This is a genomic window from Allobosea sp. (genome assembly GCF_035944895.1).
GTDB lineage: Bacteria > Pseudomonadota > Alphaproteobacteria > Rhizobiales > Beijerinckiaceae > Allobosea.
In genome coordinates, this window is sequence record NZ_DASZAT010000012.1 from 76,305 (window position 1) to 91,378 (window position 15,074).

The 15,074-nt window shown below is 66.6% G+C and carries 18 protein-coding genes; 12 read left to right on the forward strand and 6 right to left on the reverse strand.

Features of this window, described 5'->3' with window-relative positions; translation table 11 throughout:
• Positions 1-187 precede the first annotated feature (187 nt).
• The 10 genes from VGV58_RS22495 (at position 188) to VGV58_RS22540 (ending at position 9,415) form a co-directional block, all read left to right on the forward strand.
• Positions 188-991 (forward strand): DeoR/GlpR family DNA-binding transcription regulator, encoded by an 804-nt coding sequence (locus VGV58_RS22495; protein ID WP_326876280.1) that lies wholly within the window; start codon positions 188-190, stop codon positions 989-991.
• A 101-nt stretch (positions 992-1,092) separates the two neighbouring features.
• Positions 1,093-2,628 carry a glycerol-3-phosphate dehydrogenase gene (glpD, locus tag VGV58_RS22500; protein ID WP_326876281.1) on the forward strand — a complete coding sequence of 512 codons (1,536 nt, stop codon included), beginning with the start codon at positions 1,093-1,095 and terminating at the stop codon, positions 2,626-2,628.
• Complete coding sequence (locus VGV58_RS22505) at positions 2,625-3,710, forward strand: ABC transporter ATP-binding protein (RefSeq protein WP_326876282.1); 1,086 nt, start codon at positions 2,625-2,627, stop codon at positions 3,708-3,710. The genes glpD and VGV58_RS22505 overlap by 4 nt, the downstream gene beginning before the upstream one ends.
• Position 3,711: 1 nt before the next feature.
• Positions 3,712-4,806: an ABC transporter ATP-binding protein gene (locus VGV58_RS22510; RefSeq protein ID WP_326876283.1), complete on the forward strand. Its 1,095-nt coding sequence runs from the start codon at positions 3,712-3,714 to the stop codon at positions 4,804-4,806.
• Positions 4,803-5,702: a carbohydrate ABC transporter permease gene (locus tag VGV58_RS22515; protein WP_326876284.1), complete on the forward strand. Its 900-nt coding sequence runs from the start codon at positions 4,803-4,805 to the stop codon at positions 5,700-5,702. Before VGV58_RS22510 ends, VGV58_RS22515 begins: the two co-directional genes overlap by 4 nt.
• Positions 5,702-6,499 (forward strand): carbohydrate ABC transporter permease, encoded by a 798-nt coding sequence (locus tag VGV58_RS22520; RefSeq protein WP_326876285.1) that lies wholly within the window; start codon positions 5,702-5,704, stop codon positions 6,497-6,499. The genes VGV58_RS22515 and VGV58_RS22520 overlap by 1 nt, the downstream gene beginning before the upstream one ends.
• Entirely contained in the window at positions 6,499-6,777 is a 279-nt protein-coding gene (locus VGV58_RS22525) for a DUF2160 domain-containing protein (protein ID WP_414644061.1), read from the forward strand. The genes VGV58_RS22520 and VGV58_RS22525 overlap by 1 nt, the downstream gene beginning before the upstream one ends.
• 77 nt (positions 6,778-6,854) lie before the next feature.
• Positions 6,855-8,612 (forward strand): ABC transporter substrate-binding protein, encoded by a 1,758-nt coding sequence (locus VGV58_RS22530; protein WP_326876287.1) that lies wholly within the window; start codon positions 6,855-6,857, stop codon positions 8,610-8,612.
• Positions 8,613-8,753: 141 nt separating this feature from the next.
• A complete protein-coding gene (locus tag VGV58_RS22535; RefSeq protein WP_326876288.1) occupies positions 8,754-9,014 on the forward strand; it encodes an antitoxin in 261 nt (86 codons plus the stop codon).
• Positions 9,011-9,415, forward strand: a complete 405-nt coding sequence (locus VGV58_RS22540) for a type II toxin-antitoxin system VapC family toxin (protein WP_326876289.1) — start codon at positions 9,011-9,013, stop codon at positions 9,413-9,415. The genes VGV58_RS22535 and VGV58_RS22540 overlap by 4 nt, the downstream gene beginning before the upstream one ends.
• Positions 9,416-9,540: 125 nt before the next feature.
• Here the strand turns inward: VGV58_RS22540 and VGV58_RS22545 are convergent, their stop codons facing one another.
• Together VGV58_RS22545 and VGV58_RS22550 are read right to left on the reverse strand one after the other, a co-directional pair.
• On the reverse strand, positions 9,541-9,945 hold the full coding sequence (locus VGV58_RS22545) for a VOC family protein (protein ID WP_326876290.1): 405 nt from the start codon (positions 9,943-9,945) through the stop codon (positions 9,541-9,543).
• A 69-nt stretch (positions 9,946-10,014) separates the two neighbouring features.
• Entirely contained in the window at positions 10,015-10,479 is a 465-nt protein-coding gene (locus tag VGV58_RS22550; RefSeq protein ID WP_326876291.1) for a MarR family winged helix-turn-helix transcriptional regulator, read from the reverse strand.
• 68 nt (positions 10,480-10,547) lie between these two features.
• Between VGV58_RS22550 and VGV58_RS22555 the strand changes: the two genes are divergently transcribed.
• On the forward strand, positions 10,548-11,279 hold the full coding sequence (locus VGV58_RS22555) for a DUF899 domain-containing protein (protein ID WP_326876292.1): 732 nt from the start codon (positions 10,548-10,550) through the stop codon (positions 11,277-11,279).
• A gap of 130 nt (positions 11,280-11,409) precedes the next feature.
• Here the strand turns inward: VGV58_RS22555 and rfbB are convergent, their stop codons facing one another.
• From rfbB to VGV58_RS22570, 3 genes are read right to left on the reverse strand one after another with little or no spacing between them, the layout of a single operon-like run.
• On the reverse strand, positions 11,410-12,465 hold the full coding sequence (gene rfbB / locus VGV58_RS22560) for a dTDP-glucose 4,6-dehydratase (RefSeq protein ID WP_326876293.1): 1,056 nt from the start codon (positions 12,463-12,465) through the stop codon (positions 11,410-11,412).
• A complete protein-coding gene (gene rfbC / locus VGV58_RS22565; protein WP_326876294.1) occupies positions 12,462-13,040 on the reverse strand; it encodes a dTDP-4-dehydrorhamnose 3,5-epimerase in 579 nt (192 codons plus the stop codon). The genes rfbB and rfbC overlap by 4 nt, the downstream gene beginning before the upstream one ends.
• A 57-nt stretch (positions 13,041-13,097) precedes the next feature.
• Complete coding sequence (locus VGV58_RS22570) at positions 13,098-14,240, reverse strand: anhydro-N-acetylmuramic acid kinase (protein ID WP_326876785.1); 1,143 nt, start codon at positions 14,238-14,240, stop codon at positions 13,098-13,100.
• 175 nt (positions 14,241-14,415) lie between these two features.
• Here VGV58_RS22570 and VGV58_RS22575 point away from each other — a divergent pair, with 175 nt between their 5' ends.
• Entirely contained in the window at positions 14,416-14,802 is a 387-nt protein-coding gene (locus tag VGV58_RS22575) for a hypothetical protein (RefSeq protein WP_326876295.1), read from the forward strand.
• A gap of 2 nt (positions 14,803-14,804) precedes the next feature.
• Here VGV58_RS22575 and VGV58_RS22580 read toward each other — a convergent pair whose 3' ends face one another.
• Positions 14,805-15,011, reverse strand: coding sequence for a hypothetical protein (locus VGV58_RS22580; protein WP_326876296.1), 207 nt, complete (start codon positions 15,009-15,011; stop codon positions 14,805-14,807).
• Positions 15,012-15,074 lie beyond the last annotated feature (63 nt).

Below are 15,074 nucleotides of genomic sequence, written 5' to 3' on the forward strand. Positions count from 1 at the left end.
GCGATGAAGACGATACAGTTCGACCGCTAGCGCAGTATCTGTCAAACGCGCATGTCTTTTGACAGGTCGCCTGTCGTCGGCCGCTCTGCGGCGCGAAACCGCCGGAAATCCTTAGCCGCCGAACTGCTCGAGGTTGACGCTGCCGGCCGGCGCGGTCAGCTTGGCGCCTCGTCGCAAGGAGCCGGACATGGAGAGCATCACGCCACGCCAGCGCGAGATCGTGGCGCTGGCCAGGGCGCAGGGACGCGTCAATGTCGAGGATCTCGCGGCGCGCTACGAGGTCAGCGCCCAGACCATCCGCAAGGACCTGAACCAGCTCTGCGACCAGCGCATCATGTCGCGCGTGCATGGCGGGGCCGTGGTGGCGTCCGGCGTCGAGAACCTCGCCTATGAGGCGCGCCGCTTCATCGCCCGCGACGAGAAGGCGGCGATCGGCCGGGCCGCGGCGGCGCTGATCCCGAACGACGCCTCGCTCTTCATCAATATCGGCACCACCACGGAAGAGGTGGCGCGCGCGCTCGCCGACCATCACGGCCTGCTGGTCATCACCAACAACCTGCATGTCGCGACGCTGCTCTACCCGCACCAGAACATCGAGGTGATCGTCGCCGGCGGGCCGGTCCGGCGTTCCGATGGCGGGGTGATCGGCGCGGCCGCCGTCGACCTGATCCGCCAGTTCAAGGTCGACTACGCCGTGATCGGCACCTCCGCCATCGACGAGGAGGGAGCTCTGCTCGATTTCGACTATCGCGAGGTCCGTGTCTCGCAGGCGATCATCGAGAACGCTCGGCAGTGCCTGCTCGTCGCCGACAGCACCAAGTTCGAGCGCTCCGCCCCGGTGCGCATCGGCCATCTGCGCGATGTCGACGTCTTCGTGACCGACCGGCTCGGCCCGCCGGCCTTGCGCGAGCTCTGCCGCAGCGAGGGCATCAGCGTGGTTGAAACCGAAACGCTGGCCGAGCTAGCCCTGCACGCCGAAAGCGAAACCTAAAATTTTCGCTTTGACTTTCGTTTTGCCGTTGCGCGCAAAAAAATCACGCTCTACCGTGCGTTGAAGAGGCGACCGAAAGGGCCGCCTGCGGGAGGAAGCGTGTGACGGCTCCGGTGTTCGACATCGCCATCATCGGCGGCGGCGTGAACGGCTGCGGCATTGCGCGCGATGCGGCCGGGCGCGGAGCCTCGGTCGTGCTGTTCGAGCAGGGCGATCTTGCCAGCGCGACCTCCTCGGCCTCGACCAAGCTGATCCATGGCGGGCTGCGCTATCTCGAGCACTACGAATTCCGGCTGGTGCGCGAGGCGCTGACCGAGCGCGAGGTGATGTGGCGCGCCGCGCCGCACATCATCCGCCCCTTACGCTTCGTGCTGCCGCATCATGCGGGCCTCAGGCCCTGGTGGATGCTGCGGCTCGGCCTGTTCCTCTACGACCATCTCGGCGGCCGCAAGCTGCTGCCGGCGACACGCTCGCTCGATCTCAGGCACGACGCCGCCGGCGAGCCGCTGCAGCCGCGCTTCGGCCGCGCCTTCGAATATTCCGATTGCTGGGTCGAGGATGCCCGCCTGGTCGTGCTCAACGCCCGCGACGCGGCCGAGCATGGCGCCAGGATCCTGCCGCGCACCAAGGTGATCGGCGCGCGCCGCCAGGGCGATCTCTGGGTGGTCACGACCGAAGCCGCCGACGGCACGAAGGCGGAGACCAGCGCCCGCGTGCTGGTCAACGCCGCCGGCCCCTGGGTCGCCGACGTGCTGAACGGCATCGTCGCCAGCAATCGCCCGGCCTCGGTGCGGCTGGTCCAGGGCAGCCATATCGTGGTGCCGCGCCTGTTCGAGCACGATCGCTGCTACATCTTCCAGAACGCCGATGGCCGCATCATCTTCGCCATCCCCTATGAGGGCGACCTCACCCTGATCGGCACCACCGACAAGGATTATGACGGCGATCCCGCGAAGGTCGCCGCCAGCGAGGACGAGATCGCCTATCTCTGCGCCGCGGCGAGCGAATATTTCCGCAAGCCGATCAAGCGCGAGGACGTGGTCTGGACCTATTCCGGCGTGCGGCCGCTCTATGACGACGGCGCCAGCAAGGCGCAGGAAGCGACGCGCGACTATGTGCTGACGCTGGACGAGCCGGCGGGCTCGGCGCCGCTGCTCTCGGTCTTCGGCGGCAAGATCACCACCGCGCGCCGGCTGGCGGAAGCGGCGGTCGAGAAGCTGTCCGCCGCTGTTCCAGCGTTGCGTGCGCCATCCTGGACGGCAGCCGCCCATCTGCCCGGCGGCGATTTTCCGGTCGAGGGCTTCGAGGGGCTGGTCGAGCGCATCTCTGCCGCCCGCCCCTGGCTCGATCGCAAGCTGGCGCGCCGGCTCGCCCGCGCCTACGGCACCCGCGCGGAAACCCTGCTCGAAGGCGCCAAGGCGATGGCCGATCTCGGCCGCGTCTTCGGCGCCGATCTGACCGAGCGCGAAGTCACCTGGCTGATGAACCAGGAGTGGGCCGTGAGCGCCGAGGACGTGCTGTTCCGGCGCAGCAAGCTCGGCCTGCGCTTCTCGCCCGAGCAGCGCCGGTCGCTCGACGACTACATGGCGGCGAAGGCCTCGCCGCCCGCTTCCGCCAGGATGGAGGCGCGCGGATGAGCCTGACTCTCGACAGTCTCAGCCTGACGCGCGGCGCGCAGACCCTGCTCGCCGACATCTCGCTGACGCTGGAGAAGGGCTCACTCAACGTGCTGCTCGGCGCGACGCTCGCCGGCAAGACCTCGCTGATGCGCCTGATGGCCGGGCTCGATGCGCCCAGCAGCGGCAAGGTCCTGGTCGAGGGACGCGACGTCACCGGGCTGCCGGTGCAGAAGCGCAATGTCGCGATGGTCTACCAGCAGTTCATCAACTATCCGGCCCTGTCGGTCTACGAGAACATCGCCTCGCCTTTGCGGGTTGCCGGCCTGCCGGCGAGCGAGATCGAGACCAGGGTGAAGAGCGCCGCCGCGCTGCTGCGGCTCGAGCCCTATCTCCAGCGCAAGCCGCTCGAACTCTCCGGCGGCCAGCAGCAGCGCACCGCGATCGCCCGCGCACTGGTCAAGCGGGCCGAGCTGGTGCTGCTCGACGAGCCGCTCGCCAATCTCGACTACAAATTGCGCGAGGAATTGCGCGAAGAATTGCCACGCATCTTCGCCGAGTCCGGCGCGATCTTCGTCTACGCCACCACCGAGCCGAGCGAGGCGCTGCTGCTCGGCGGCAACACCGCGACGCTGTTCCAAGGACGGGTGACGCAGTTCGGCCCGACCGCGCAGGTCTACCGCCAGCCTGACGACCTCGTCACCGCACAGGTCTTCTCCGATCCGCCGCTCAACACGCTCGCAGCGACCAGGCAGGGTGGCGAAGTCAGGCTCTCGACCGGCCAGAGCATCCCGACCAACGGGGCCTTCGCCGGCGTGCCCGATGGCGCCTACACGATCGGCTTCCGCGCCCATCATCTTGCGCTCGACGCGCTGCCCACATCGGCGATCGCATTGCAGGCGAGCGTCTCCGTCTCCGAGATCACCGGCTCGGAATCCTATGTCCATCTCGATGTCGGCGAGCATCGGCTGGTCGCGCTGGTGCCGGGCGTGCGGCGCCTGGAGCCGGGCACGGCCGTCACCGCCTGGCTCGATCCCGCCCGCATCTTCCTGTTCGACGCGGCCGGCAGGCTGGCGGCGACGGCTCCGGCAAAGGCGGCGTGAGATGGCCCAGATCACGCTCGACAAGCTGGCCCATTCCTACAAGCCCGATCCGCAGGGGCCGCAGGATTACGCCCTGCGCGAGGTCGACCATGTCTGGCGTCAGGGCGGCGCCTATGCCCTGCTCGGCCCGTCCGGCTGCGGCAAGACCACGCTGCTCAACATCATCTCCGGCCTCGTGGTGCCGACGCGCGGGCGCATCCTGTTCGACGACAAGGACGTGACGCAACTGCCGACCGAGGCGCGCAACATCGCCCAGGTCTTCCAGTTCCCGGTTGTCTACGACACGATGACGGTGCGCGAGAACCTCGCCTTCCCGCTGAAAAACCGCGGTGTCGCGCGGGGCGAGATCGAGACGCGCGTCGCCGAGATCGCCGGCCTGCTCGACCTGACCTCGGCGCTCGACCGCAAGGCGAGCCGCCTTGGCGCAGACGCCAAGCAGAAGATCTCGCTCGGGCGCGGGCTGGTCCGGCCCGACGTCGCCGCGATCCTGTTCGACGAGCCGCTGACGGTCATCGATCCGCATCTGAAATGGCAGTTGCGCTCGATGTTGAAGGAGCTGCACAGCAAGCTCGACCTCACCATGATCTACGTCACCCACGACCAGACGGAGGCGCTGACCTTCGCCGACACGGTGGTGGTGATGCACGACGGCGGCGTGGTGCAGACCGGCACGCCGGAAGAACTGTTCCAGCACCCGGCCCACACCTTCGTCGGCCATTTCATCGGCTCGCCCGGCATGAACGTGCTACCCTGCAAGGTCGAAGGCGCGCGGGCCAACCTCGCCGGGCAGGAGATCGCGCTGGCCCGGCACTATCCCGCGCTCGCCGGCAAGGTCGAGCTCGGCATCCGGCCGGAGTATGCGACACTTGCCCCGCGCGGCGCCGGCCTGCCGGTCAGGATCGCCAGGATCGACGATATCGGCCGCGCCCGTATCGCCCGCGTCGAGCTCGACGGCCTGAAACTCGCCGCGAGCGTGCCGGAGGGCGCAAGTTTCGATGGCGATCAGGCGGCGCTCGCACTGCAAGCCGGCCAGATCCACATCTATAGCGACGGACATCTGGTGAAGGGGCAAGCGCTTCCGGGAGGCCAGCCATGAAGCCGGTCAACCAGAAGGCCTGGCTGCTCGTCCTGCCGGTGCTGCTGATCGTCGCCTTCTCGGCGGTGATCCCGCTGATGACGGTGGTGAACTATTCCGTCCAGGATTCCTTCGGCAACAACCAGTTCTTCTGGAACGGCGTCGGCTGGTTCGCCGAACTGCTGGACCCGAAGAGCGATCTCGGCTCGCGCTTCTACGATTCGCTCTGGCGCAACCTCGCCTTCTCCGCGATCATTCTGGCCATCGAGATTCCGCTCGGCATCCTGGTCGCGCTGTCGATGCCGCGCGAGGGCTGGACGGTCTCGGCCACCCTCGTCCTGATGGCGCTGCCGCTGCTGATCCCGTGGAACGTCGTCGGCACGATCTGGCAGATCTTCGCGCGCGGCGACATCGGCCTGTTCGGCGCGGCGGTGAACGGCCTCGGCATCCGCTACAACTACGTCTCCGACCCGGTTGCCGCCTGGATCACCATCGTCGTGATGGATGTCTGGCACTGGACCTCGCTGGTGGCGCTGCTCTGCTATGCCGGCCTGAAGTCGATCCCGGACGCCTATTACCAGGCGGCCCGGATCGACGGCGCCTCGCGCTGGGCCGTGTTCCGCACCATCCAATTGCCGAAGATGAACCGCGTGCTTCTGATCGCCGTGCTGCTGCGCTTCATGGACTCGTTCATGATCTATACCGAGCCCTTCGTCGTCACCGGCGGCGGCCCCGGCAATTCGACGACCTTCCTGTCGATCGAGCTGGTCAAGCTTGCCCTCGGCCAGTTCGACCTCGGCAAGGCCGCGGCGCTCTCGATCGTCTACAACCTGATCATCCTCGCGGTCTGCTGGGTGTTCTACACGGTGATGACCACCGCCGATGCGCGGGCCGACTCTGAAGCAGGGAGGGGCTGATGCGCGGCGGACGGCTGATCCTTGCCCTCTACCTGATCGCGCTGATGTTGCCGATCTACTGGCTCGTCAACATGAGCTTCAAGACCAACACCGAGATCACCAGCCAGCTGACGCTCTGGCCGCATCGGTTCACGATCGACAACTACGTCAAGATCTTCACCGATCCGAGCTGGTACAACGGCTACATCAACTCGCTGCAATATGTGGCGCTGAACACCCTGCTCTCGCTCGCCTTCGCGCTGCCGGCGGCCTACGCCTTCTCGCGCTACCGCTTCCTCGGCGACAAGCACCTGTTCTTCTGGCTGCTCTCGAACCGCATGGCGCCGCCGGCGGTGTTCGCTCTGCCCTTCTTCAACCTCTATTCGGCGATCGGCCTGTTCGACACGCCGCTCGCGGTCGCCCTCGCCCATTGCCTGTTCAATGTGCCGCTGGCGGTCTGGATCCTCGAAGGCTTCATGTCCGGCGTGCCGCGTGAGATCGACGAGACCGCAGCGATCGACGGCTATTCCTTCCCGCGCTTCTTCGTGAAGATCTTCATGCCGCTGATCGCGTCCGGCATCGGCGTCGCCGCCTTCTTCTGCTTCATGTTCTCCTGGGTCGAGCTCCTGCTGGCGCGCACGCTGACCAGCGTCAGCGCCAAGCCGATCGCCGCGACCATGACCAGAACGGTCTCCGCCGCCGGCATGGACTGGGGCGTGCTCGCAGCGGCGGGCGTGCTGACGCTGATCCCCGGCGCGCTCGTGATCTGGTTCGTCCGCAACTACATCGCCAAGGGCTTCGCCCTGGGGAGGGTGTGATGGAACTCGCCTGGATGGCCTGGACCTGGCAGACCGGCCTCTTCTTCGCCGGGATCGCCAGTCTGCTCCTGATCCTGACCCTGCTCGCGATCTTCCGGCCCGAGACTGAGCGGGTCGGCGTGCTGGGGATCGCCACCACCCGCGGCGACCGGCTCTTCATCTCGCTGCTCGGCAGCGCCTTCATTCACCTCGCCTGGCTCGGGATCGTCGGCCAGCCGCTGTGGTGGGCATCCGGCCTTGCGCTCCTCTATGCCGCAGCGGTGTTCCGCTTCGTCTGAAGAGTCAGGCCCAAAAACAAGAAACGACCGGCCCGGAAGAACGGGCGGCACCCCAAGGGAAACGTCGGAGGACAACGATGACGACGCTCAGCAGGACCCTTATCAGCCTTTCCGGTGCGAGCCTGTTTGCACTCGCGCTCGCCGCCGGGCCGGCCCTCGCCGGCCCCGAAGAGGCGCGCAAATGGATCGACAGCGAATTCCAGCCCTCGACGCTCTCCAAGGAGGAGCAGCAGAAGGAGATGGAGTGGTTCATCAATGCGGCGAAGCCCTTCGCCGGCATGGAGATCAACATCGTCTCGGAGACGATCACCACGCATGAATACGAGGCCAAGACCCTGGCCAAGGCCTTCAGCGAGATCACCGGCATCAAGCTGACGCACGACCTGATCCAGGAAGGCGACGTGGTCGAGAAGCTGCAGACCCAGATGCAGTCGGGCAAGAACATCTACGATGGCTGGATCAACGATTCCGACCTGATCGGCACGCATTTCCGCTACAAGCAGACGACCAACCTGACCGACTGGATGGCCGGGCCGGGCAAGGACGTCACCAATCCCGGGCTCGACATCGACGACTTCATCGGCAAGTCCTTCGGCACCGGGCCGGACGGCAAGCTCTACCAGCTGCCGGTGCAGCAGTTCGCGAACCTCTACTGGTTCCGCTACGACTGGTTCCAGCGCGCCGATCTCAAGGAGAAGTTCAAGGCCAAATACGGCTACGAGCTCGGCGTGCCCGTGAACTGGTCGGCCTATGAGGACATCGCCGAGTTCTTCACCAACGACGTCAAGGAGATCGACGGCACCAAGGTCTTCGGCCATATGGACTATGGCAAGAAGGACCCCTCGCTCGGCTGGCGCTTCACCGACGCCTGGCTCTCGATGGCCGGCAATGGCGACAAGGGCATCCCGAACGGCCTGCCGGTCGATGAATGGGGCATCCGCATGGAGGGCTGCCGCCCGGTCGGCTCCTCGGTCGAGCGCGGCGGCGACACCAACGGCCCGGCAGCGGTCTACTCGATCACCAAATATCTGGACTGGTTGAAGAAATACGCGCCGCCGCAGGCGCAGGGCATGACCTTCGGCGAATCCGGCCCGGTGCCGGCCGGCGGCAACATCGCCCAGCAGATCTTCTGGTACACCGCCTTCACCGCCGACATGGTCAAGCCCGGCCTGCCGGTGATGAGCTCCGACGGCAAGCCGAAATGGCGCATGGCACCGTCGCCCAAGGGGGCCTACTGGAAGGACGGGATGAAGCTCGGCTACCAGGACGCCGGCTCGGCCACGCTGCTCAACTCGACCCCGGTCGAGCGCCGCAAGGCGGCTTGGCTCTATCTGCAGTTCATCGTCTCCAAGTCGGTCAGCCTGAAGAAGAGCCATGTCGGCCTGACCTTCATCCGCGAGAGCGACATCTGGGACAAGAGCTTCACCGAACGCGCCCCGCAGCTCGGCGGGCTGATCGAGTTCTACCGCTCGCCGGCGCGCGTGCAGTGGACCCCGACCGGCAACAACGTCCCGGATTATCCGCGCCTCGCCCAGCTCTGGTGGCAGAACATCGGCGACGCCTCCTCCGGCGCCAAGACGCCGCAGGCGGCGATGGATGCGCTCGCCGCGGCGCAGGACTCGGTGATGGAGCGCCTGGAACGCTCCGGCGTGCAGGGTGACTGCGGGCCGAAGCTCAACCCGAAGACCTCGGCGGAAGAGTGGTTCGCCAAGGCCGAGAAGGCCGGCACGCTGGCGCCTCAGCGCAAGCTCGCCAACGAGAAGCCGAAAGGCGAGACGATCGACTACGACACGCTGATCAAGAGCTGGCCAGCGTCTCCCCCCAAGCGCGGCTGAGCCCCCTCCTCCCGGCTCGGACGCGCGAAAGGGGCGCGGCAGCAATGCCGCGCCCCCGATTTTTTGGCTATCCGGAGCAGACACCCTTGCCTTGAGCAATGGCGAGAAGTATATACTTCCTAGTATATACATGAGGCTTCCATGCCCCAAATCGCCAAAGTCTTCCAATCCGGGAATTCACAAGCCGTCCGCCTTCCCAAGGATTTCCGCTTCGATGTCGATGAGGTCGAGGTCTCGCGCGAGGGCGATGCCGTGATCTTGCGCCCAAAGCTCGACACGAATCGGCCCTGGGCCTCGCTGCACGCGGCTATCGCGCGCGGTGTCAGCCCGGACTTCATGACCACAGGGCGTGACCAGAGCGAGGACCAGGAGCGGCCTGATCTCGATCGCCTGTTTCCATGAGCCTGCGGCTGCTCGACACCAATGCGGTGATCGCCCTGCTGACGCACCGGTCGGATGCGTTGCGCCGGCGGGTGGATGCCGCCGAACCCGGTTCCCTGGCCGTCTCGTCCGTGGTCGCGCACGAACTCTACTACGGCGCCTATCGAAGCCAGAAGGTCGCCTTCAACCTCGAAACCCTGCGGCTCCTGTTCGCCGACCTCGCCATTCTCGATCTCGACCGCGAGGACGCCCGCGTCGCCGGTGAGATCCGGGCGGATCTCGCGCGCCAGGGAAGGCCGATCGGCCCTTATGACGTGCTGATCGCCGGTCAGGCCCGAGCCCGCAACCTCACGCTCATCACCAACAACACCGACGAGTTTGCGCGAATCCCGGGGTTGCAGATCGAGGATTGGACTCTTTGATGCACGATCGAGGCATCAGACTGGCCGATCGCAGCAAAAGCTTCCGCAGGCGGTGGAGAGAGCTTCGACTCAACGGATGCGATCCTTGAATCCGGACAGCCCATTTTCTGGGCCCCGTCTGCCCGTTATTGCTGGATAGCGCCCGGATCCATCCACATCACGCCCCAGGCATGGCCGTCGAGGTCCAGGAAGCTGTGGTCGTACATGAAGCCGTAATCCTGCGGCTCGTCGGTCGTCGTCCCGCCTGCGACAAGCGCCGCCGCGACCATCGCATCGACCGCCTCGCGGCTCTCGCGCGAGAGCGTGAGCAGGACCTGCAGTGCCTGGCTGGTGTCGGCGATCGGCTTCGGCGAGAAGCTCGCGAACTTCTCATGGGTCAACAGCATCACGAAGATGGTGTCGCTGATCACCATGCAGGCGGCGGTGTCATCTGTGAATTGCGGGTTGAAGGAGAAGCCGAGCGCCGCGAAAAAGGCCTTCGACTTGCCGAGATCCTTCACCGGCAGGTTGACGAAGATCATCTGTGGCATCTGGTGCTCCTCGGGTCGTTATTGTCCTGGTGGATGCAATGGCCGGTGGGCCGGGAGGATGCCGCCACGCTATGACACGGCCTGAAGCGCCTGCCTGAGCTTCGCCGGTTCGTAGTCGCCAAGACGGGCATCGACCGCCTCATGGGTGCGCTGCCAGATCGGCATGGCGCGCGCCAAGAGCTCAATTCCCTCCGGCGTAATTGCCAGCAGCCGGCTGCGGCGGTCCTTCTCGCCCGCGGTCACGACGACGAGGCCGCGGCGCTCCAGCGGCTTCAGCGCCGCGGTCAAGGTCGTCCGGTCCATGCCGAGCAGGTTCGCCACCGGGCCGATCGGCGGTGGCTCCGGCCGGTTCAGCGACATCAGGAGGGAGAATTGCTGATTGGTCAGGTCGACCGGGCGCAACGCCTCGTCGAACAGCCGCGCCAGCGTCCGCGCCGCGCGCTGGACGTGCAGGCACAGACAATGGTCGCGCACATGCAGTGTCGTGGCGAAGGGGACGAGGGATTCGATGGGTGCTTGCGGTGATTTTGACATCGTTCAGATATGTTGATATCAACCCATCAAGAATAGGCTGAAGGGCTGGATGCTGCAAGGAGGCAATGATGGAGCATCAGGTGGTTTCCCGTTCCGACTGGCTGGATGCGCGCAAGGTCCTGCTCGCCCGCGAGAAGGAATTCACCCGGCTGCGCGACGAGATCAATGCCAAGCGGCTGGCCCTGCCCTGGGTCAGGGTCGACAAGACTTACGTGTTCGATACGCCTGCGGGCAAGAAGACACTGGCCGAGCTGTTCGACGGCCGCAGCCAGTTGGTGGTCTACCACTTCATGTTCGGGCCGGACTGGGAGGCGGGCTGCCCCGGCTGCTCCTTCATGGCCGATCATCTCGGCGGCACGCTGGCGCATCTCAACAACCATGACGTCACGCTCACCATGGTCTCGCGGGCGCCGCTCGCCAGGATCGAGAACTACAAGGCGCGGATGGGCTGGAGCGTGCCCTGGGTCTCGTCCTTCGGCAGCGAATTCAATTTCGACTACCAGGCCTCCTTCACCAGGGAGGAGCTCGCCCAGGGCGCGGTGCTCTACAACTTCACGCAGACGCCGTCGGAGCAGGCCCATGACGAATTGCCCGGCCTGAGCTCCTTCATCCGCAACGAGGAAGGCGAGGTGTTCCACACCTACTCGTCCTATGCCCGCGGCGGCGAGGAGATGTTGGCGACGCTGATGATCCTCGATCGCGCGCCGAAGGGCCGCAACGAGACCTCGACGCTGAGCTTCGTCAAGCGCCACGACGAATACGAGGACAAGCCGAAGACTCACAGCTGCTGCGCTGCCTGAGGCGCCGCAGGCAAGACCACGCGCATAGGGTCGGTGGGATGCCCGCTTCCGCCAGGAGCCGGGCTTGGGGCGCGTGTTTTTCAGCGATCGCTGCGGACCGGCTGCGAACTGCCAGCCGCGGCGAGGAATTTCAACCGGCGCCGAGCCGCTCGCCGCGGTAGACGCCGGAGCGGATCCGGCCCCACCACTCGCGATTCCCGAGATACCAGGCGACCGTCTTCCGCAGGCCGCTCTCGAAGCTCTCCTGCGGCCGCCAGCCGAGCTCGCGCTCGATCTTGCTGGCATCGATCGCATAGCGCTGGTCATGGCCGGGACGGTCGGCGACGAAGCGGATCAGGTTTTCGCGCGGGCCGAGCGCGGCATCGGGCGCAAGCTCGTCCATCAGCGCGCAGATCGCCTTGACCACCTCAAGATTGCTGCGCTCGGCGCAGCCGCCGACATTGTAGCTCTCGCCGATCCGCCCGCTTTCGGCGATCAAAGCGAGCGCGCGGGCATGGTCCTCGACATGCAGCCAGTCGCGGATCTGGGCGCCGGAGCCGTAGACCGGCAGGGCTTTGCCCTCGAGCGCATTGAGGATCATCAGCGGGATCAGCTTCTCGGGGAAGTGATAGGGTCCGTAATTGTTCGAGCAGTTCGAGAGTACGACCGGCAGGCCGTAAGTGTGGTGCCAGGCCCGGACCAGATGGTCGGACGCCGCCTTCGAGGCCGAATAAGGCGAATTCGGCTGGTAGGGCGAGGTCTCGCTGAACAACCCGTCCTCACCGAGCGAGCCGAAGACCTCGTCGGTCGAGATCTGGTGAAAGCGGAAGCCGGCCTGCTCGGCCGGCGGCAGCAGGCGCCAATGCCGCAGCGCCTCCTGCAGCAGCACGAAGGAGCCGACGATATTGGTCTCGATGAAGGCGGCCGGCCCATCGATCGAGCGGTCGACATGGCTCTCAGCGGCCAGGTGCATGACGATGTCGGGGCGGAACTCGGCAAAGGCCTGCCGCATCGCCGCGACGTCGCCGATATCGGCCTGGAGGAACGCCAGCCGCGGATCGTTCGAGACGGGTTCGAGATTGTCGCGATTGCCCGCATAGGTCAGCTTGTCGACGACCAGCACCTGATGCGGTGTCTGCCGGATCAGGTGGCGCACCACGGCCGAGCCGATGAAGCCGGCCCCGCCGGTGACGAGATAACGCTTCACGGCTGGGCCTCGTAGCGGAACGGGCTGACGAAACCGGCAAAGCTAGGCAGGACGGCGTCCTTGCCGGAGAGTTGCGCCTCGGCGGCGGCCACCGGCCAGTCGATCGCAAGCGCTGGGTCGTTCCAGGCGATGCCGCCCTCCGTCTCCGGCGCATAGGGGCCGTCGACCTTGTAGACGACCTCGGTATCGGGCTCGAGCGTACAGAAGCCATGGGCGAAGCCGCGCGGCACGAAGAGCTGCTCGGCGCCCTCGGCGGTGAGCGTCGTCGCGCACCATCTGCCGTAGCTCGGCGACCCCACGCGGATATCGACGGTGACATCGAAGATCGCGCCCTTCAGCACCCGGATCAGCTTGGCCTGCGGCGCTGGCGGCCCCTGGAAATGCAGGCCGCGCACCACACCACGCGCCGCCGAAAGCGACTGGTTGTCCTGGACGAAGACAGCATCGATGCCGGCAGCTGCGAAGGCGTCGGCGCTATAGGTTTCCAGGAAGTAGCCGCGCGCATCGCCGAATTTCTTCGGCCTGATCAGCACGACGGCGGGGATGGCGAGGGGCTCGAAGGCGAACTTGCTCATGCCGCCCTTGAACCCTCGCTGGCGCGCGCCGTCAACGTCCGCAGGAGTCCGTTCCGATCAGATTGCGTCAAACCGACCGGATCCGGCTCGCGCGATCCGCCCGCCTGTCATCGGCTCCAGGACGCCGGTGGTCAGCGGGAAGGAGATCGGCAGGCCGGCCTTGCGGCGCATGGCGAGGAAGGCGAAGCACTCCGCCTCGATCGCATCGCCACGCCAGCCGACGGCCTCGGCCGGAACCGCCTGCGCGCCCGTGCGGGCATTGAGCGCCGCCATGATCGCCGGATTGCGCCGACCGCCGCCGCAGACGATCAGCCGTTCCGGCCTGACCGGCAGCAGGTCGAGCCCGCGCCCGACCGCACCGGCGGTGAAGGCAGTCAGCGTCGCCGCACCGTCCTCGAAGGAGAGGCCTTCAGCCATGGCCGCGGTGAAATCGTAGCGATCGAGCGATTTCGGGTAGGGCGCGAACAGATAGTGGTGCTCGAGCAGCCGCGCGAGCCTGGCCTCGTCGACAGTGCCCGCGAGCGAGAAGGCGCCGTCGCGATCCATCTCGCCCTTGCCGTGCTGCTTGATCCAGTCGTTGAGCGGGGCGTTGCCCGGGCCGGTGTCGAAGGCAAGGACGCGTTCAGCGTCGGCGAAGGCGCTGAGATTGCCGACACCGCCGAGATTGAGAACGGCCGTCTCCTGCCCGAGGCCGAGGCTGCGCAGCAGAGCGGCGTGATAGCTTGCGACCAGCGGCGCGCCCTGGCCACCGGCGCGGACATCCGCGGTGCGGAAATCGTAGACGACGTCGACGCCGAGCTGCCGCGCCATGAGCGCACCGTCGCCGAGCTGGCGGGTATCGCCCTTGCGCTCGCCGGTCGGGGCGCGGTGCAGTACGGTCTGGCCATGGAAGCCGATGGCCGCGACCTCGCCGGCGGCGATGCCCTCGGCGGCAAGGAACTCGGCGACGGCCTCGCCTTGCGCCAGCGTCAAAGCGCGCTCGGCCTCGGCGAAGATCGCCGGCTCCGGCCCCTCGAAACGCCAGGCCAGCGCCGCCTGCACGGCCTCCGCCAGCAGATCGCGGACCTCCTGGCGATAGGGCGAAAGCCGCCACGGACCGAACTCGGCGACGGCAGCGCCGTCCGTGCGGATGGCGGCGATGTCTATATTGCCGTCGAGGACCGTTCCGGTCATCAGGCCGATCGCCCAGGCTGGCTGCATGCGCCGCATCTCCATCTCGCCCGCCATCTCACGCAACTCCGAACGCAAAGCCGCTGCGCGCTTCTGCTGGCATGGCTTTGGCGATGCCTGTCACAGGCCAGCTTCACCCGCAATCCCGTCCAGATTCCGACCCAATCGCTGCTTACGCAAGGCAAGCCTCTTCTGGAGATCGGCCATGCTGACCCGTCGCTTCGTCCTCACCGCCTGCCTCGGCCTCGTTCCAACAGGATCGGTCCTGGCCCAGGCCCTGAGCGGCGGCGTGGGCGCGCCACCGCGAGCCGTTCCCCAGCCTGTCCCCATGCCTGCTCCCGCGCCCGATGTCGCTCCGCCGCCGCCGCGCGCGCCCCGGCCGCCGGCGCCGGCCTATGAGGAAGACGATCAGGATTACGGCATCAGCCGCCGCGAGGCGGTGCGCATCGCCCGCCGCCGCGGCCTGGTCGATGTCGAGAACGTCAGCCGCCGTCGCGGCGTCTGGATCGTTTCGGGCACCGATGACGAGGGCGACGACATCCGCGTCGTCGTCAATGACGAGGGCTATGTCGTCGACGTCAGGCGAGACTGAGCTCAGCCGACCTGCAGCGCCGCGTCGAAGGCTTCCTGCAGCATCTGCCGGCATTGCCGCGCCTGCTCGCGGCTCGGCTCATGCAGGATGTGCGGGGTGATGTCGGCGAGGTCGCGCAAGGCGAAATCGATCGCCGACATCAGGTCGAGCGCATCGCCGTCGCCTGCGACGACCGGCGGCTTCAAGCGGAACTGCAAAACCTGACCCATCAGGACCTGACCCATTACGCGTCTCACGAGACTAAGAAGGCGAATCGTTCTGCCGAGTCTCGC